This window comes from Labrys sp. Lb11, assembly GCF_057554225.1.
Genome location: NZ_BAAJOT010000006.1, coordinates 144,251 through 162,556, shown reverse-complemented (window position 1 = coordinate 162,556; position 18,306 = coordinate 144,251). Strand labels below are relative to the sequence as shown.

At 68.8% G+C, this 18,306-nt stretch carries 15 protein-coding genes and 1 tRNA gene; all 16 read right to left on the bottom strand.

What is annotated here, in order from left to right:
* Positions 1-104: 104 nt before the first annotated feature.
* Positions 105-4,226, bottom strand: a complete 4,122-nt coding sequence (gene rpoB, locus AC27L4_RS22695) for a DNA-directed RNA polymerase subunit beta (RefSeq protein WP_487144646.1) — start codon at positions 4,224-4,226, stop codon at positions 105-107.
* A 272-nt stretch (positions 4,227-4,498) separates the two neighbouring features.
* Entirely contained in the window at positions 4,499-4,876 is a 378-nt protein-coding gene (gene rplL / locus AC27L4_RS22690; RefSeq protein WP_487144645.1) for a 50S ribosomal protein L7/L12, read from the bottom strand.
* A gap of 51 nt (positions 4,877-4,927) precedes the next feature.
* A complete protein-coding gene (gene rplJ / locus AC27L4_RS22685) occupies positions 4,928-5,446 on the bottom strand; it encodes a 50S ribosomal protein L10 (protein WP_487144644.1) in 519 nt (172 codons plus the stop codon).
* Positions 5,447-6,880: 1,434 nt separating this feature from the next.
* On the bottom strand, positions 6,881-7,576 hold the full coding sequence (rplA, locus tag AC27L4_RS22680; protein ID WP_487144643.1) for a 50S ribosomal protein L1: 696 nt from the start codon (positions 7,574-7,576) through the stop codon (positions 6,881-6,883).
* Positions 7,577-7,581: 5 nt separating this feature from the next.
* Positions 7,582-8,013, bottom strand: coding sequence for a 50S ribosomal protein L11 (gene rplK, locus AC27L4_RS22675; RefSeq protein ID WP_487144642.1), 432 nt, complete (start codon positions 8,011-8,013; stop codon positions 7,582-7,584).
* A 135-nt stretch (positions 8,014-8,148) separates the two neighbouring features.
* A complete protein-coding gene (nusG, locus tag AC27L4_RS22670) occupies positions 8,149-8,682 on the bottom strand; it encodes a transcription termination/antitermination protein NusG (RefSeq protein ID WP_487144641.1) in 534 nt (177 codons plus the stop codon).
* Between the two features lie 14 nt (positions 8,683-8,696).
* Entirely contained in the window at positions 8,697-8,894 is a 198-nt protein-coding gene (gene secE / locus AC27L4_RS22665) for a preprotein translocase subunit SecE (RefSeq protein WP_487144640.1), read from the bottom strand.
* A 150-nt stretch (positions 8,895-9,044) separates the two neighbouring features.
* Positions 9,045-9,120 (bottom strand) — tRNA-Trp (locus AC27L4_RS22660).
* Positions 9,121-9,238: 118 nt separating this feature from the next.
* Positions 9,239-9,559: a YbjQ family protein gene (locus tag AC27L4_RS22655; protein ID WP_487144639.1), complete on the bottom strand. Its 321-nt coding sequence runs from the start codon at positions 9,557-9,559 to the stop codon at positions 9,239-9,241.
* 79 nt (positions 9,560-9,638) lie between these two features.
* Positions 9,639-10,829: an elongation factor Tu gene (gene tuf / locus AC27L4_RS22650; protein ID WP_487144638.1), complete on the bottom strand. Its 1,191-nt coding sequence runs from the start codon at positions 10,827-10,829 to the stop codon at positions 9,639-9,641.
* Positions 10,830-11,024: 195 nt separating this feature from the next.
* Entirely contained in the window at positions 11,025-13,373 is a 2,349-nt protein-coding gene (locus AC27L4_RS22645) for a xanthine dehydrogenase family protein molybdopterin-binding subunit (protein WP_487144637.1), read from the bottom strand.
* A 14-nt stretch (positions 13,374-13,387) separates the two neighbouring features.
* Positions 13,388-13,843, bottom strand: a complete 456-nt coding sequence (locus AC27L4_RS22640; RefSeq protein WP_487144636.1) for a (2Fe-2S)-binding protein — start codon at positions 13,841-13,843, stop codon at positions 13,388-13,390.
* Positions 13,840-14,685, bottom strand: a complete 846-nt coding sequence (locus tag AC27L4_RS22635; RefSeq protein WP_487144635.1) for an FAD binding domain-containing protein — start codon at positions 14,683-14,685, stop codon at positions 13,840-13,842. Before AC27L4_RS22635 ends, AC27L4_RS22640 begins: the two co-directional genes overlap by 4 nt.
* A gap of 13 nt (positions 14,686-14,698) precedes the next feature.
* Positions 14,699-15,706, bottom strand: a complete 1,008-nt coding sequence (locus AC27L4_RS22630) for an ABC transporter permease (RefSeq protein ID WP_487144634.1) — start codon at positions 15,704-15,706, stop codon at positions 14,699-14,701.
* Positions 15,699-16,682 carry an ABC transporter permease gene (locus tag AC27L4_RS22625; RefSeq protein ID WP_487144633.1) on the bottom strand — a complete coding sequence of 328 codons (984 nt, stop codon included), beginning with the start codon at positions 16,680-16,682 and terminating at the stop codon, positions 15,699-15,701. Before AC27L4_RS22625 ends, AC27L4_RS22630 begins: the two co-directional genes overlap by 8 nt.
* Positions 16,679-18,280 (bottom strand): sugar ABC transporter ATP-binding protein, encoded by a 1,602-nt coding sequence (locus AC27L4_RS22620; protein WP_487144632.1) that lies wholly within the window; start codon positions 18,278-18,280, stop codon positions 16,679-16,681. The genes AC27L4_RS22625 and AC27L4_RS22620 overlap by 4 nt, the downstream gene beginning before the upstream one ends.
* Positions 18,281-18,306: the final 26 nt, after the last annotated feature.

The following is an 18,306-nucleotide window of genomic DNA, read 5'->3' as shown; positions in this document are numbered from 1 at the left end:
CCAAACACCCCTCCCGGCGCGGATGAAGAAAATGGCTCGGCCCGGAGCAGCATGGCCGCTCCGGGCAGTATCATCGGGTCAATGCGGCAAGGCCGGCAAGGTTCTCACTCGGCGGCTTCCGCTGGCGGCAACGCCTGGTCGGAGGCGCGCAGGCCCGTGAGCTCGACGTTGAGGCCGAGCGAGCGCATTTCCTTGACCAGCACGTTGAACGACTCGGGAATCCCCGCCTCGAAGGTGTCGTCGCCGCGCACGATGGCCTCGTAGACCTTGGTGCGGCCGGCCACGTCGTCCGACTTGACCGTGAGCATCTCCTGCAGCGTGTAGGCCGCGCCATAGGCTTCGAGCGCCCAGACCTCCATTTCGCCGAAGCGCTGGCCGCCGAACTGCGCCTTGCCGCCCAGCGGCTGCTGGGTGACGAGCGAATAGGGGCCGATCGAACGGGCGTGGATCTTGTCGTCGACCAGGTGGTGCAACTTGAGCATGTAGATGTAGCCCACCGTCACCTTGCGGTCGAAGGCTTCGCCGTTGCGCCCGTCATACAGTGTCACCTGGCCCGAAGCGTCATGCCCGGCCATCTTCAGGAAGTCGACGATGTCGGCCTCCTTGGCGCCGTCGAACACCGGGGTGGCGATCGGGACGCCGCGGCGCAGGCTCGAGGCCATGTCGACGAGGTCGCGGTCGTTCATCGCCGCGATCTCCTCGTTCTGGCCGTAGATCCTGTCGAGCGTGCCCTTCAGCCTGTCGACGCCCTGGCCCTTGCGGTAAGCGGCGATCGACTGGTCGATCAGCTTGCCCAGGCCCGACGCCGCCCAGCCGAGATGGGTCTCCAGAATCTGGCCGACGTTCATGCGGCTCGGCACGCCCAGCGGGTTGAGCACGATGTCGACCGGGGTGCCGTCCTCCAGGAACGGCATGTCCTCGACCGGCATGATGCGCGAGACCACGCCCTTGTTGCCGTGCCGGCCGGCCATCTTGTCGCCCGGCTGGATCTTGCGCTTCACCGCGATGAAGACCTTGGCCATCTTCATCACGCCCGGCGGCAGCTCGTCGCCGCGCTGCAGCTTCTCGACCTTGTCGAGGAAGCGCTGCTCGAGGCGCTTCTTCGACTCGTCGTACTGCTTGCGCATGGCCTCGATCTCGCCCATCAGCGCATCGTCGGCGACGGCGAAGTTCCACCACTGCGAGCGGGAATAATCCTGCATCAGCTCGGCGGTGATCACCGTCTCCTTCTTGAAGCCCTTGGGCCCGGCGATCGCGGTCTTGCCGGCGAGCACCTCGGTCAGGCGCGCATAGACGTTGCGATCGAGAATCGCCTGCTCGTCGTCGCGGTCCTTGGCGAGACGCTCGATCTCCTCGCGCTCGATCGCCTGGGCGCGCTCGTCCTTGTCGACGCCGTGGCGGTTGAACACGCGCACCTCGACCACCGTGCCGGTGACGCCCGGCGGCACGCGCAGCGAGGTGTCGCGCACATCGGAGGCCTTCTCGCCGAAGATGGCGCGCAGGAGCTTTTCCTCCGGCGTCATCGGGCTCTCGCCCTTCGGCGTGATCTTGCCGCACAGGATGTCGCCCGCCTGGACTTCGGCGCCGATGTAGACGATGCCGGCCTCGTCGAGGTTCTTCAGCGCCTCTTCCGACACGTTCGGAATGTCGCGGGTGATTTCCTCGGGCCCGAGCTTGGTGTCGCGGGCGGCGACCTCGAACTCCTCGATGTGGATCGAGGTGAACACGTCCTCCTTGGCGATGTTCTCGCTGAGCAGGATCGAGTCTTCGAAGTTGTAGCCGTTCCACGGCATGAAGGCGACGAGCACGTTGCGGCCGAGCGCGAGCTCGCCGAGTTCGGTCGAGGGACCGTCGGCGATGATGTCGCCCTTGCGCACGACGTCGCCGACGCGCACCAGCGGTTTCTGCGTGATGCAGGTCGACTGGTTGGAGCGCTGGAACTTCATCAGCCGGTAGATGTCGACGCCCGACTTGGTCGGATCGAGATCCTCGGTGGCGCGGATGACGATACGGGTGGCGTCGACCTGGTCGATGATGCCGGTGCGACGCGCGGCGATGGCCGCGCCCGAGTCGCGGGCGACCACCGCCTCCATGCCGGTGCCGACGAAGGGCGCGTCGGCGCGCACCAGCGGCACGGCCTGGCGCTGCATGTTGGCGCCCATCAGCGCGCGGTTGGCGTCGTCGTTCTCGATGAACGGGATCAGCGCCGCGGCGACGGAGACCAACTGCTTGGGCGACACGTCCATGTAGTCGACGCGGTCGGGCGTGACCATCAGCACGTCGCCGGCATGGCGGCAGGTGACGAACTCCTCGGTCAGGCGACCGTCCTTGTCGATCGGCACGTTGGCCTGGGCGACGTAGTACTTCTGCTCCTCCATGGCGGAGAGGTAGACCACTTCCGGCGTCAGCTGGCCGTCGCGCAGGCGCCGGTACGGCGCCTCGATGAAGCCGTACTTGTTGACGCGCGCGAAGGTCGCCAGCGAGTTGATCAGGCCGATGTTCGGGCCTTCCGGCGTCTCGATCGGGCAGATGCGGCCGTAATGGGTCGGATGCACGTCGCGCACCTCGAAGCCGGCGCGCTCGCGCGTCAGGCCGCCCGGACCGAGCGCCGACAGGCGGCGCTTGTGGGTGATCTCCGACAGCGGGTTGGTCTGGTCCATGAACTGGGACAGCTGCGAGGAGCCGAAGAACTCGCGCACGGCGGCGGCCGCCGGCTTGGCGTTGATCAGGTCCTGCGGCATCACCGTGTCGACGTCGACCGAGGACATGCGCTCCTTGATGGCGCGCTCCATGCGCAGCAGGCCGACGCGGTACTGGTTCTCCATGAGTTCGCCGACCGAGCGCACCCGGCGGTTGCCGAGATGGTCGATGTCGTCGATCTCGCCCTTGCCGTCGCGCAGGTCGACCAGCGTCTTCACCACCGCGAGGATGTCCTCCTTGCGCAGGATGCGCACGGTGTCCTCGGCGTCGAGGTCGAGACGCATGTTCATCTTGACGCGGCCGACGGCCGACAGGTCGTAGCGCTCGGCGTCGAAGAACAGCGACTGGAACATCGCCTCGGCCGAATCGATGGTCGGCGGCTCGCCCGGACGCATGACGCGGTAGATGTCGAACAGCGCCTCCTCGCGGGTGTTGTTCTTGTCCACGGCGAGGGTGTTGCGGATGTAGCCGCCGACCGTGATGTGGTCGATGTCGAGCACCGGCACCTCGACGAAGCCGGCCTCGTCCAGGATCTTGAGGCTCTTCTCGGTCAGCTCGTCGCCGGCTTCCAGATAGATCTCGCCGGTCTCGGTGTTGACGATGTCCTCCGAGACGTACTGGCCGAACAGATCCTCGTTGGAGACCTTGAGCGCCTTCAGGCCCTTCTCGGCCAGGGCCCTGGCGCTGCGCGCCGTCAGCTTGCGGCCGGCCTCGACCACGATCTCGCCGGTGTCGGCGTCGACCATGTCGACAGTGGGCTTGAAGCCCTTCATCCGGTTCCAGTCATAGGGTACGCGCCAGCCGTCGCCGGAGCGGGCATAGGTGATGGACTTGTAGAAGGTGGAGAGGATCTCCTCGCCGTCCATGCCGAGCGCGAACAGCAGCGAGGTCACCGGGATCTTGCGGCGACGGTCGATGCGGGCGTGCACGATGTCCTTGGCGTCGAACTCGATGTCGAGCCAGGACCCGCGATAGGGGATGATGCGGGCGGCGAACAGGAGCTTGCCCGAGGAGTGGGTCTTGCCCTTGTCGTGGTCGAAGAACACGCCCGGCGAGCGATGCATCTGCGAGACGATGACGCGCTCGGTACCGTTGACGATGAAGGTGCCGTTGGACGTCATGAGCGGCATATCGCCCATATAGACGTCCTGCTCCTTGATGTCCTTGACCGAGCGCGCGCCGGTCTCCTCGTCGACGTCGAAGACGATCAGGCGCAGCGTCACCTTCAGCGGCGCGGCAAAGGTCATGCCGCGCTGGCGGCACTCGTCCACGTCGTATTTCGGCCCCTCGAACTCGTAGTTGACGAATTCGAGCATGGCCTTGTTGGAGAAGTCGGAGATCGGGAACACCGACCGGAACACGGCCTGGAGTCCCTCGTCCGTCCGTCCGCCCTTGGGTTCCTCGACCTGCAGGAACTGGTCGTAGGAGGCCTTCTGAACCTCGATGAGGTTCGGCATCGTCGCGACTTCCCGGATCTTCCCGAAAAACCGGCGGACGCGCTTGCGGGCAGTGGTCGTCTGAGCCATGTCGCTCCTCGCTCAACCTGCAGGGCTCGCACCCCGGCCCGGGCCGGCCGGAAGGACCCCTGCGCATTCATTCCAGCGTCGGCGGGTCTCCCCGCCTCGGCAGGATTTCCGAGCCCCGCCACGCGGCGGCGTTGGGAAAGCCTGCAACTCAAAGAACTCCGGCCATTTCGACCCCGCCGGAGCCCGAGCTCCTCGACGGTACGCCGCGTCTGCCAAAACGCGGAAAGGCTCCGGGGCGAACCCCGGAGCCGAAACGCTTGCGGTGGAGGCTCTTACTTGAGCTCGACCTTGGCGCCGACCTTCTCGAGCTGGGCCTTGAGCTTCTCGGCCTCGTCCTTGGCAACACCCTCCTTGACGGGCTTGGGAGCGCCTTCGACCAGATCCTTGGCTTCCTTGAGGCCCAGGCCGGTGATGGCGCGGACTTCCTTGATGACCTCGATCTTCTTGTCGCCGGCCGCGGCCAGGACGACGGTGAACTCGGTCTGCTCCTCGACCGGAGCGGCGGTGGCGGCGCCACCCGGAACGGCGGCAACCGCCACGGCGGCGGCGGCCGAAACGCCCCACTTCTCCTCGAGCAGCTTGGCGAGCTCGGCGGCCTCGAGCACGGTCAGGCTCGAGAGGTCGTCAACGATCTTGGCAAGATCAGCCATTGTCTTTCTTCCTGTCTTTCGGTTCGTACCGGTTTATGGGTTTGAACGGCCTTACGCCGCTTCGTCTCGCTTGGCATAGGCCCCGAACACGCGGGCGAGCTTGGCCGCCGGCGCGTTGACGATCTGGGCGACCTTGGTCGCGGGAGCCTGGATGAGGCCCACGAGCTTGCCACGCAGTTCGTCGAGGGACGGCAAGGTCGCAAGCGCCTTGACGCCATCCGTATTCAGGGCGGTCTTTCCCATCGCCCCGCCCAGGATCACGAACTTGTCGTTGCCCTTGGCGAAGTCGACGGCGACCTTCGGCGCCGCCACGGGGTCGCTGCTGTAAGCCAGCAGCGTCGGGCCCTTGAGAAGGGGCGCGATCGTGGCGACGTCGGTGCCATCGAGAGCGATCTTGGCGATGCGGTTCTTGGCGACCTTCACGGTCGCGCCAGCCTGCTTCATCTCCTTGCGGAGCTTCTGCATCTGGGCGACGGTCAGGCCGGAATAGTGAGCCACCACGACGACGCCAGTGGTCTTGAAGACCTCCTGGAGTACGCCGATAAGCTCCTGCTTTTCCGCTCTATCCACCTTTTGCTCTCTCCGGTTGCGACCCGTTCGTCATGAACGGATCGCCCGTTGCACCTGCCGTCCCGGCGAGCCGGGACGACCACGGAGTGCCTGTCCCCCGCAACCGGCCGCAGGACGGCCGCAAGCAGGTGCACGGATCGAACCAAATTCCTGCCTCCGCCCTGGCGGGCGGACACGTCAAAATCGGTCTTCCCCGTCTATGCAGACCAGCCGGATTGCCCTACGGCGAAGCGGATGATTAAGCGGGTCGCCCCGCGCCTGCAGTCTCGGACAGGACATGGCCGAAACGGCGACGGGGTTGCCCCCTCGCCTTTCGGCCAGTCTTCCGCCCGGATCGCTCCGGACGGCTATCAGACCCGGATGCCGAGGCGCCCGAGTCATGAACCCTGGAGTTCAATGAGGCGCCGTACATAAGGCCTGTCGCCTCGTCTGCCAAGGGGAAAGTTCACAGTTTGTCAAGGCGATTTGTGGGCAGGGCGCGGGCCGCGCTCGCCGCCGCGCTGATTCTCGCGAGGAATCATCGGCTTAGCGCTCACAGGTCGAAGTCCGCGCGCCGCATTGCCGGAAAGCCGGCTACCTTGGCCGCTCGCCGTCGACGAGCACGCCGCCGCCGCGCGGCGCACTGTGCCGTCCGCCGGCTCGAGAGGCCGGCAGCACCGGTCCGGCGTGCGGGCTGCTCATCGGCCATGGCGGCCGCGCTGTCGGCGGGGGCAGAGAAGACGAGATGTCGGCGCCGCCCCCGCCGATGAGCCGGTCGGCGCCCATCCAACCGGCCGAACGGTCGGCGCCGCCCCGGCCATCGAGGCGGCGATTGCCGCCCGGCCGCAGAGGTCGGCGCCGATTGCCCAGAATCTGATCGCGACGAAACAGTCGCGGCTCGCGGCGGCCGCAGAGGCTGGGACGGCGGTGCGGCCGGCTTCGTGGCCGCGTCCCGATGCCGTCGGCGTCGAATGCGTGGCCGGCGCCGCCAGGGAGGCCGAGCCGGCCCCCGTCCGCGTCCCCACCGCTGTGGAGCCGCTCAGAGAGGAGCTCGCCATCATTCACGGCGGTTTCGCAATCCCGGCCGTGGCGGCGCCGACGCTGATACCGGGCATGGGAGGCCTCTCATCGTCGCCGCCCGCGTCCAGCCGGTCGCGCATCGTCCGGCCGCAAGACGGGAGCGGCGAGCGAGGCCGGATCATGGCAAGGCCATGGCGGTTTTGCGTCATCCGTTTGCATGATGTCACGAGGCGAGCCGAGCGATGTGTCGCCAGCCCTGCGAGATGCCGGGAGCCGAGCCGACATCGGACGCAGCCTTGGAGGGAGAACGGTCTGCGTCAATGGCCGTCTCGCGGTGGCATGCGCCGTGACGGACCGCAGTTGTGGCACTGGCACGGAGCGCGCAACAAAAAACCCCGCCGGAGCGGGGTTTTTCGCATTCGCTTGCCTGAACGCTCAGGCGCCGAGCACGGTCGAGGGCTCGATCTTGACGCCCGGGCCCATGGTCGAGGAGATGGCGACGCGCTGGACATAGGTGCCCTTGGCGCCGGTCGGCTTGGCCTTGAGCACGGCGTCGGCGAAGGCCTTGATGTTCTCGACCAGCTTCTCGCTCGAGAACGAAGCCTTGCCCACGGCGCCGTGCACGATGCCGGCCTTCTCGACGCGGAACTCGACGGCGCCGCCCTTGGAGGCCTGCACCGCGGCGGTGACGTCCATGGTCACGGTGCCGACCTTCGGGTTCGGCATCAGGCCGCGCGGGCCGAGCACCTTGCCGAGGCGGCCGACCAGCGGCATCATGTCGGGCGTGGCGATGCAGCGATCGAACTCGATCTTGCCCTCGGTCACGGTCTGCACCAGATCCTCGGCGCCGACGATGTCGGCCCCGGCGGCCTTGGCCTCGTCGGCCTTGGCGCCGCGGGCGAACACGGCGACGCGCAGGGTGCGGCCCGAACCGTTCGGCAGGTTGCACACGCCGCGGACCATCTGGTCGGCATGGCGCGGATCGACGCCGAGGTTCATGGCGATCTCGACGGTCTCGTCGAACTTCGCGGTGGCGCGGTCCTTGACGAGCTTCACGGCTTCGTCGAGGGCGTGCAGCTTGATGCGGTCGATGCCCTGCTTCGCCGCGCGGATACGCTTTCCGTCAGACATGCCGATCACCCAACAATCTCGAGGCCCATCGACTGGGCGGAACCCTTCACCATGGCCATGGCCGACTCGACCGAATCGCAGTTGAGGTCGGGCAGCTTGGTGGTGGCGATCTCGCGGATCTGGGCCATGGTCACCTTGCCGGCCTTGGCGCCCTTGCCGGGGGTCTGCGACCCGGCTTTGATGCCCGCAGCCTCCTTCAGGTAGAAGGTGATCGGCGGCAGCTTCATCTCGAAGGTGAAGGACCGGTCCTGATAGGCGGTGATGATCACCGGGATCGGGGTGCCCTTGACCATCTGCGCGGTCTTCGCATTGAAGGCCTTGCAGAATTCCATGATGTTGAGACCGCGCTGGCCAAGCGCGGGGCCGATCGGCGGCGAGGGGTTCGCGGAACCCGCCGGCACCTGCAGCTTGACGTAGCCTGTAATCTTCTTCGCCATCAGTTGCTCCTTTGGCGGATCGCTCCGCCGGTTGGTGACCGCGTGCCCCCGGGGAGGAGCAACGCGGCCGGAGGCTCGCGGTGCGGTCCGGCCGGGCGGCGATCAGCCCGGCCGGTCCTCCCGCGAACGAACGGATCAGACCTTCTCGACCTGCCCGTATTCCAATTCGACCGGGGTCGCCCGGCCGAAGATCGACACGGCGACCTTGAGGCGCGCCCGCGCCTCGTCGACTTCCTCGACGGTGCCGTTGAACGAAGCGAAGGGGCCGTCCGCAACGCGGACCTGCTCGCCGACCTCGAAGGACACCGAGGGCTTGGGCCGCTCGACGCCGTCGGCGACCTGGCCCTTGATGCGCTCGGCCTCCCGGTCCGGGATCGGCACGGGCTTGGCCTTGTCGGCTCCGAGGAAGCCGGTGACCTTCGGCGTGTTCTTGATGAGGTGGTGCACCTCGTCGGTGAGGTCGCACTTCACCAGCACGTAGCCGGGGAAGAACTTGCGCTCGGTGTCGACCTTGCGGCCGCGGCGCACCTCGACGACCTTCTCGGTCGGCACCAGGATCTCTTCGAAATGGTCGGCGAGGCCGCGCTGGGCGATCTGCTCGCGAATCGAGGCGGCGACCTTGTTCTCGAAGTTCGAATAGGCGTGGACGATATACCAGCGCATGGCCATGGTGGCGCCCCCTCTCAGCTGCCGAGGCCGAGCACCAGGCCGACGGCCTGCTTCAGGATGAGGTCGGTGATCATGAAGAAGACCGACGCCAGGATCGCGAAGATGAAGACCATGATCGCCGTCGTCACCGTCTCGCGACGGGTCGGCCAGGTCACCTTCGATGTTTCGCTCCGGACCTGCTGGAGGAACTGGAACGGATTGGTCTTCGCCATTGTCTGTCCGCCGTCACCTTGCCGGGAAGCCCGGCGACTTACTCCAAATCTGCCGATTTGGAAACAATGCAAGGCCGGCGATGCAGCACAGCCACATCCCCGGCCCGGAAATCCTGCGAAAAAAGCGGAGGTCGCCTCGTTCGCCATAACTGGCAGGGGCAGCAGGGCTCGAACCTACGACCTGCGGTTTTGGAGACCGCCGCTCTACCAACTGAGCTATACCCCTACGCGACGCTCGCGCCGGGCTTACATAGACGCATGACCGCGCCGACGCAACACCCCTCCGAGCCAATTCGCACAGTGTCCGCGGGCCCGTCGAACCGGCACGCGCGCTGCCGTTCTGCTCAGGCCGGTTCGACCTGCACCGCCGTACCGTAGGCCAGCACCTCGGTGATGCCGTCCATGATCTCGTTGGCGTCGTAGCGCATGGCGATGACGGCGTTTGCGCCGATCTGCATGGCGTGCTGCACCATCAGGTCATAGGCCTCCTGGCGAGCGGTCTCGGCCAGGTTGGTGTAGACGGAGATGTTGCCGCCGAACATCGACTGGATCGCCCCGCCGATATTGCCGATGACGCTGCGCGAGCGAACGGTGATGCCGCGCACGACACCGAGCTGGCGGACGATGCGGTAGCCGGCGAGGTCGTTGGTGGTCGCGACGATCATGACGGTCCTCCCAAAAGGTACGGCCGACGTGAGGAAATCACGCCGGCCGCAATCCGTTCAAGACCTGTCGGAGGCCTGCTTATTCGATGATGGCGGCGACGACGCCGGCACCGACGGTGCGGCCGCCTTCGCGGATGGCGAAGCGCAGCTTCTCCTCCATGGCGATCGGCACGATCAGCGCCACGTCCATCGAGATGTTGTCGCCGGGCATCACCATTTCCGTGCCTTCCGGCAGCGTCACGATGCCCGTCACGTCCGTCGTCCGGAAGTAGAACTGCGGACGGTAGTTGGTGAAGAACGGCGTGTGGCGACCGCCCTCCTCCTTCGTCAGGATGTAGGCCTCGGCCTTGAACTTCGTGTGCGGCTTCACCGAGCCGGGCTTGCACAGCACCTGGCCGCGCTCCACGTCCTCGCGCTTGGTGCCGCGCAGCAGCGCGCCGATGTTGTCGCCGGCCTGACCCTGGTCAAGCAGCTTGCGGAACATCTCGACGCCCGTCACCGTCGTCTTCTGCGTCGGGCGGATGCCGACGATCTCGATTTCCTCGCCGACCTTGACGATGCCGCGCTCCACGCGACCCGTCACAACCGTGCCGCGGCCCGAGATCGAGAACACGTCCTCCACCGGCATCAGGAACGGCTGGTCGATCGGACGCTCCGGCTGCGGGATGTACTCGTCCACCGTCGCCATCAGCGCCAGCACCGCGTCATGCCCGATCGCCGGGTTGACGTTGTCCAGCGCCGCCTTCGCCGAACCCTTCGTGATCGGGATGTCGTCGCCGGGGAACTCGTACTTCGACAGAAGCTCGCGAACCTCCATCTCCACCAGCTCCAGAAGCTCGGCGTCGTCGACGAGGTCAACCTTGTTCAGGAACACCACAAGCGCCGGAACGCCCACCTGGCGCGCCAGCAGGATGTGCTCGCGCGTCTGCGGCATCGGCCCGTCCGCCGCCGAAACCACAAGGATCGCGCCGTCCATCTGCGCCGCGCCCGTGATCATGTTCTTCACGTAGTCCGCGTGCCCGGGGCAGTCCACATGCGCGTAGTGACGCTTCTGCGTCTCGTACTCAACATGCGCCGTCGAGATCGTGATGCCGCGCGCCTTCTCCTCCGGCGCCTTGTCGATCTGGTCGTACGCCGTGAACGTCGCGCCGCCCGTCTCCGCCAGAACCTTCGTGATCGCCGCTGTCAGCGACGTCTTCCCATGGTCAACGTGACCGATCGTGCCGATGTTGCAGTGCGGCTTCGTGCGCTCGAATTTCTCTTTGGCCATTCGCCTGTCCCTCGTGAACTGGGACGCTGCCCAGACATCGCAAAAACGGCGGCTGGTTACTGTGGAATCCGGCGGGGTTCAAGGGGTAAGTTGCAGAAGGGTCGGCGAGACCGCGAATCAGCGCTTCGAAGCCCTGCCGCATGGTCTTTCCAGGCTGCCTGCAGGAGGTCCCCCTCTCGCCGATGCCCGGATCCGTCAACCCAGCACGTTGTCCTCCCAACGCCCGCCGATGTGCGGAAGGGACAGCGGTCCCTGCCGCCCCGTCAGCAGGGCCAGGACACGCGGCGGGGTCAGCGGCAGCTCCTGGACGCGCCGGCCGGTGGCGTCGGCGACGGCGCAGGCCACCGCCGCCCCGACATTGAGGATCGGCACCTCGCCGGCCCCCTTGACGCCGAGCGGCCCGATCGACGGCGCCCCCTCGTGCAGCTCGATCTCCACGGGTACCACGTCCTCGGCCAGCGGCAGGCGGTAGGTCTCCAGACCCGCCTGGCGGATGCAGCCATCGGGCCCGACATCCATGTCCTCGTGCAGCGCGTAGCCCAGGCCCTGCACCACGCCGCCCTGGATCTGGCCGGCGATGGCGCGGCGGTTGAGCGCCCGCCCGACATCCTGCACGACGGTGTAGCCGAGGATCTCGACATGCCCGGTCAGCGGGTCGACGGCCACCTCGCAGTCATGCACGGCGAAGACCGGAATATCCAGCGCCTCGATGAAATGGCCGGCGGCGCAGCCCGGCATCGCCGCGACGCCGGGGCCGGTGAAGGCGCCGCTGCCGGAGATCGGCCCGGTGACCGACTGGGCGCGGGCGGCGACCTCGGCGATGGTGACGCCGGAGCCCTCGATGCCGACGATCTCGACGCGGCCATGGGCGAGGACGAGATCCTCGGGCGCCGTCTCCAGCATGTCGGCGGCGAGCTTGAGCACCTTGCGGCGCACCTCGACGCAGGCGGCCGTGCTGGCGGCGCCGAGCGAGACGGTGGTGCGCCCGCCGCCGACGCCGACGTCATAGCCGGCGGCGTCGGTGTCGGCGGTGCGCACGACCACGTCCTCGGGCCGGATGCCGAGCTCGGCGGCGACGATCTGCGGCAGTGCCTGGACCATCGAGCCCGAGCCGATCTCGACGCCGGAGGTGACCAGCGTGGCGCTGCCGTCCGGGTTGAGGTTGACGGTGGCGGCCGATGGCCCGACGAAGACGAACCAGGTGCCGACCACGGTGGCGCAACCGTGGAGCCGGCCGTCGTCCGGCGGCGGCCGCGACGGCCGGCCGGCCCGCAGCGCTGCCATCTTGTCGAGCATGGGGCCGAGGACGTCGCCCTCGAACACCTGGCCGGTCGCCCCGAGGTCGCGGTCGCCCAGCACGTTGCGCCGGCGGAAGGCCAGCGGGTCCATGCCGATCGCGGCGCAGATCTCGTCGGTGTGCCGCTCCAGGGCGAAGGTGTTGTAGACGCCGTTGCAGGCGCGGAAGGCGCCGTTCGGCGCGGTGTTGGTGTAGACGGCTCGGCTCGCCAGGCGCACCGAGCCGAGCCGGTAATTGCCGCCGAGCGTGTGCGCCGTCATCGTGGTGAGGAAGATCTGCTCGCCGCCATAGGCGCCGCAATCCATCAGCACCACGGCCTCGCGCCCGACGATCTCGCCCGCGCCGGTGACGGCCGAGCGGATGCGGATCTCGGCGTTCTCACGGCACAGGCCCGTCAGCATCTCCTCGCGCCGCGAGTTGACCAGCTTGACCGGCCGCCCCGAGGCCCGGGCCAGCAGGGCGGCGAAGGGCTCCAGCGCGCAGTCGAACTTGAGCCCGAAGCCGCCGCCGACCGCCGGGACGGTGACGCGCACCTGGGCGGGCGAGACGCCGAGGAGCCTGGCCGTCATGGCGCGCACGGTCCAGGGCACCTGCGTCGACGTCTCGATGTGGAAGCGCCCGTCCTCGTAGGTGGCCAGCACGGCCCGCGGCTCGAGGGAGACATGGTTCTGCCGCCCGACGCGGAAGACGCTGTCGACGACGGTCACGTCCGGACGGGCGAAGGCCGCATCGACGTCGCCGCGCACCACCGTCGCCTCCCAGGCGACGTTGCCGGCGCGGGCGGCGCCTGCCAGCAGCACCTCGTGGTCCTGCCAGTCCGGATGCACGAGCGGCGCGCCAGGCACCAGCGCCGCGGCCATGTCGACGACCGCTGGCAGCGACTCGAGCTCGACGGCGATGGCCGCGGCGGCCGCCTCGGCCTCGGCCAACGTCTCGGCGGCGACCGCGGCAAGCGGCTCGCCATGGTAGCGCACCCGGCCCGTGGCGAACAGCGGATGGTCGGCTATGCCGATGCCGTGGCGCCCCGGGGCGTCCGCGGCGGTGACGATGGCCCGCACGCCCGGCATGGCCCGAGCCGCCGCCGTGTCGAGGCGAACGACGCGGGCGCTGGCCACCTCGGCCCGCAGCAGCACGGCCTGGAGCGTGCCGGAGCCGCTGCGATCGAGGGTGTAGCGGGTGCGGCCCTGCAGCTTGTCGCGCGCATCGCGCCGAGGCAGGTCCATCGTGGCGGTGGAGGCGGCTGGCATGGCGTCCCTCCCCGTCAGGCCGACCGGGCCGCGTCGAGCGCGGCATCGACGATGCGCTCATAGCCGGTGCAGCGGCAGATATTGCCGACAAGGGCCGCCTTGACCTGCTCGCGCGTCGGGTTCGCCGCGTCCTGGAGAAAGCGGGTCAGGGTCATGAGCATGCCGGGAAAGCACATGCCGCACTGGACCGCATCGCGCTCCTCCATAGCCTGCTGCAGGCGCGACGGTGTCCCGCTCGTGGCCAGGGCCTCCACCGTGCGCACCTCGCGTCCCTCGGCGCTCCCCAGCGGCACGAGGCAGGAGGCGACCGCCTCCCCGTCGAGGTGCACCATGCAAGCGCCGCAGAAGCCCTCGCGGCACACCGGCTTGGCGCCGGTCAGGAAGAACTCCTCGCGCAGCACGTCGAGCAGCGGCGTCATGGAGGCGCTGCGGGCGACGCGCCGCTCGCCGTTGATGGTCAGGGCTGTCATGCCGGCCTCCGCAGGGTTTCGACCGCCCGCCGCACCAGCGCCGGCAGGACTGCGACGCGATACCAGCCCGGCGCCTCGACGCCGTCCCGGCCGATGAAGTCGCCGAGATGGCGTTCGGCGGCCGCGGCCGCGGCATCCGGGTCCAGATCGCCGCCGCCCAGCACCGCCTCCAGCGCCGGCCAGCGCCGGGCCACGGGCTCGACCGAGCCAACCGCGACCGCGGCGTCGCCCGCCCCCGGCCCGGCGGCGAGGCTGACGATCGCCACCGGGTAGTCCCCGGCCTTGCGCAGCGGCAGGCGGGCATGGGCGGAGCGGAGCGGCCGGCGTGGGACGACGATGCGGCGCAGCAGCCAGCCCGGCGCCAGCGTCCCGCGGGCGGCGAGAAAGCGCTGCAGCGGCATGCGGTCCGAGGCCTGCCCGATCTGCAGCTCGACCTCGGCCCCAAGGCAGAGCAGGGCCGGCACCAGGTCGGCCGCGAGAAAGGCAGCGGTGCAGAGGTTGCCGCCGACGGTCGCCACCTGCCGGATGGCCGGATTGGCGGAGCGGCCGGCGGCCTGCGCCAGGACGCGCATCTCCGGATGGACCGCCAGCGCCGCGGCCAACTCGGCATGGGTGGCGCAGGCGCCGATAGCCACGGTGCCGTCGTCTATCTCGATCCGCCGCAGCTCGGGGATGCGGGCGATGCCGACATAGGCGCGGGTGGCGGGCTCGCGGCGCAGGGGCGCGCGCATGATCCAGGTCGCCCCGGCGAGCGGCGCCGCCTCCGGGCCGTGGCCCGCCAGGGCCGCGGCGGCGTCGGCGACCGAGGTCGCCATGTAGAACTGGTCCACGCCTGTGGCCATGGCCGTGTCCCTCTCAGGTCCGGGTGGAACGGATGCGGTCGAGGAAGATGGCGGCGATGATGACGACGCCGAGGATGACCTGCTGGATGTAGCCGTCGATGCGCAGCAGGTTCATGGCGTTCGACAGCATGGTGATGAAGAGCGCGCCGAGGATCACCGGCACGACGCCGCCGACGCCACCCTGCAGGCTGACGCCGCCGATCACCGCGGCGGCGATGCTCTCCAGCATCAGGCTGCCGCCGAGATTGGGCTCGCCCGACCCGGTCCGGGCCGTCAGCATCAGCGCGCCGAAGGCCGCCAGCACGCCGGCAAGGACATAGGCCAGCATGAGGTAGCGCCGGCTGGGAATGCCGGCCACGGCGGCGGCGCGCGGATTGTTGCCGATGAGGTAGAGCGAGCGCCCGAACACGGTGTGGCCGAGCAGGAGATGCAGGGCGAGGCACACCAGGAGCGCCAGCATCACCGGGATCGGCAGCCAGGGGATCAGCTTGCCGTTGTAGAGCAGCGTGCTGAGGGCCTCCGGCACGTCGAACACCGGTCGCCCGCCCGACATGGTGGTGGCGAGGCCCAGGCAGATGTTGAGGCTGCCGAGGGTGACGATAAACGGGTTGATGCCGAGCCCGGCGATGAAGCCGCCGTTGAACAGGCCGACCAGCAGGCCGAAGCCGAGCCCGGCCGCAAGGCCCGCCCCGACGACGAGGACGGGCTCGGCGCCCTGGGTCGCGAGGCTCGTCATCGCCAGCGCGCTGGCGACGCTGACGGCCGAGACGCTGGCGCCGAGCGAAAGGTCGAAGCCGCGCGTCAGGATCACCACCATCTGGGCCGAGGCGAACAGCACGAGATAGCTGGACTGGATCAGGATGTTGCGCAGGTTGCCGGGCGAGAGCACGCGCGGCGCCACGAAATAGATGCCGATCTCGAACAGGATCATCAGGATCGGCAAGAGCAGCACGAGAAGGAGGCGCAGCGCCCTGGCGGCCGTCGCCTCGCCGATGCGGGGGGGAGCGGCGGCGTCAGACACGGGCGGCGCTCCGCTTGGAGAGTTCGTCCAGGGCGCCGGCCAGCACCACGATCAGGCCGAGGAAGACGGTCTGGATGCGCGGATCGACGGTCAGGAGGTCCATCGCGTTGGTGAGGAGCAGCAGGAACACGGCGCCGAGCGCCACCATCTCCACCCGGCCGACGCCGCCCTTCAGGCTGACGCCGGCGATGACGGCGGCGGCGATGCTCTCCAGCGTCAGCTGGGCGTTGATCGCCGCCTGGCCCGAGCCGATCTGGGCCGTCAGCGCCAGGCCGCTGACCGCGGCGAAGACCGAGCACATCACATAGGCGCAGACGATGTGGAACTGCGTGCGCACGCCCGAGACGATCGCGGCCTGCAGATTGCCGCCGATCGCCACGATGTAGCGCCCCGCCCGCGTATGGTTCTGCAGCACGTAGACCCCCGCCACGATTGCCGCGGCGAGATAGGCCACGGGCGGCAGCTGCAGCCAGAGCGCGCGGCCGAAGCCTTCGACATAGCCCTCCGGCATGCCGTAGACCGGGATGCCGTTGGTGAGCGAGAGCGCGATGCCGGTGGCGATCGAGGCCGTGCCGAGGGTCACCATGAAGGGCGAGACCCGCAGGAAGGCGACGCAGAGCCCGTTGACCAGCCCGACCAGGGCGCCGCAGCCGAGGCCCGCGGCAACGCCGGCGAGCATGATCAGCCCCGGCGCGGCGGCCGCGTCGTCCTTGAGGGCGACCATGGCCAGCGCGCTCGACACGCTGGTCAGCGCCACCACGGCCCCGACAGACAGGTCGAAGCCGCCGACCATCAGCACCAGCATTTGCCCGGAGGCCAGGATCACCAGATAGGAGGAACTGCGCAGCACGTTGAGGATGTTGGGCAGGCTGAGGAAATGCGGCACCGCCAGCGCGAACACCGCCAGGAGCACGACAAGCATGATCGGGACGAAGCCGAGACGGCCATAAAGCGTTCGCAGTCCGGTCATCGTCATGCCCGTCCCCCGGCCGAGTGATGGGAGGTCGCCGCCGGCGCCGGATCGGACGTCCCGGCCTCCTCGCGAAAGAAATGCGACAGGATCTCGGCTTCGTTGATCGCCTCGCCCGTCAGCTCGGCCGCCATGCGGGCGCGGTGCATGACATAGACGCGGTTCGACAGGTGCATGACCTCGGGCAGTTCCGAGGAGACCAGCACAACCGCCGCGCCTTCGGCGACCAGCGCCTTCATCAGCTCGTAGATCTCGACCTTGGCGCCGACGTCGATGCCGACGGTCGGCTCATCGAACAGGAAGACCGAGACGGCGCGGGTCATGCCGCGCGCCAGGAGCACCTTCTGCCGGTTGCCGCCCGAGAACTTGGCGACGGCGCGCTCGATCTGGGGCGGGCGCAGCTTCAGCCGCGCGACGATCGCGCGCACGGTGCGCCGCTCGCTGGCCCGGCGCAGCACATGGGCGCGCGAAAAGGCGGGCAGGTCGAGCGCCGCCATGGAGGCGTTCTCGCGGACCGGACGTCCGAGCGCCAGGCCCTCGGCGACGCGATCTGAGGGGAAATAGCATACGCCGCGCCGCAGCATGTCGATCGGCCGGGCGGGGACCGCGACCGGCTGGCCGCCGACGCGGACCGTGCCGGCGGCGACCGGCTCGAGCCCGTAGACGGCCCGCACGATCTCGGACTTGCCGCAGCCGACCAGGCCGGCGATGCCGGTGATCTCGCCGGCCCGGGCATGAAAGCTCGCCTCGCGCACCGATTGGTCGGCCAGGGTCAGGCCGTCGACCTGCAGCAGCGTCGCGCCGGGCTTGTGGCCGATGCGCGGGAACAGGACGCCGACCTTTCGTCCCGTCATCAGCTCGACCAGCATCGCCTCCGACACGCCGGCGAGCGGCATGCTGGCGATGCGGCGGCCGTCGCGCAGGATGGTGATGCGGTCGCCGATCCGGTGGAACTCGCGGATGCGGTGGGAGACATAGATGATGCCGACGCCCGCGGCCTTGAGCCGGCCGATCAGGGCGAACAGGTTTTCCGCCTCGGCCTCGGTGAGGGAAGCGGTCGGCTCGTCCAGGATGAGCAGGCGCAGGTCGGCGAGCAGCGCCTTGGCGATCTCCACCATCTGCTGGTGTGCCCGCGAGAGGCCGGCGACCTTCTGCTCGGGCCTCAGGTCGAAGCCGAGGTCGGCGATGACGCTGCGCGCCTTTTCGGCCATGGCCGAGCGGCTGAGGAGGCCGCCGCGCGTCAGCTCGCGGCCGAGGAACAGGTTCTCCTCGACGGTGAGCTCCGGGACCAGGCTGAACTCCTGGAACACCGGGCTGATGCCGATCGCGCGCGCCGCATGCGGTCGCAGGCGCGACAGTTCACGGTCGCAGAACCGGTAGACGCCCGCATCGGGGGAGAAGGTGCCGGCGATGATGTTGATCAGCGTCGACTTGCCGGCGCCGTTCTCGCCGAACAGCACATGCACCTCGCCGGCGCGGACGTCGAAATCGACGCTGTCGAGGGCGACGACGCCGGGAAAGCGCTTGGAGATGCCGGTCATCTCCAGGAGCGGCCCGGCATCAGCCCGGGCCGCCGGCGGCTGTTCGGCAAGGCTCTGGTCCAAGTGCGATGTCTCCACCCGAAGCCGGA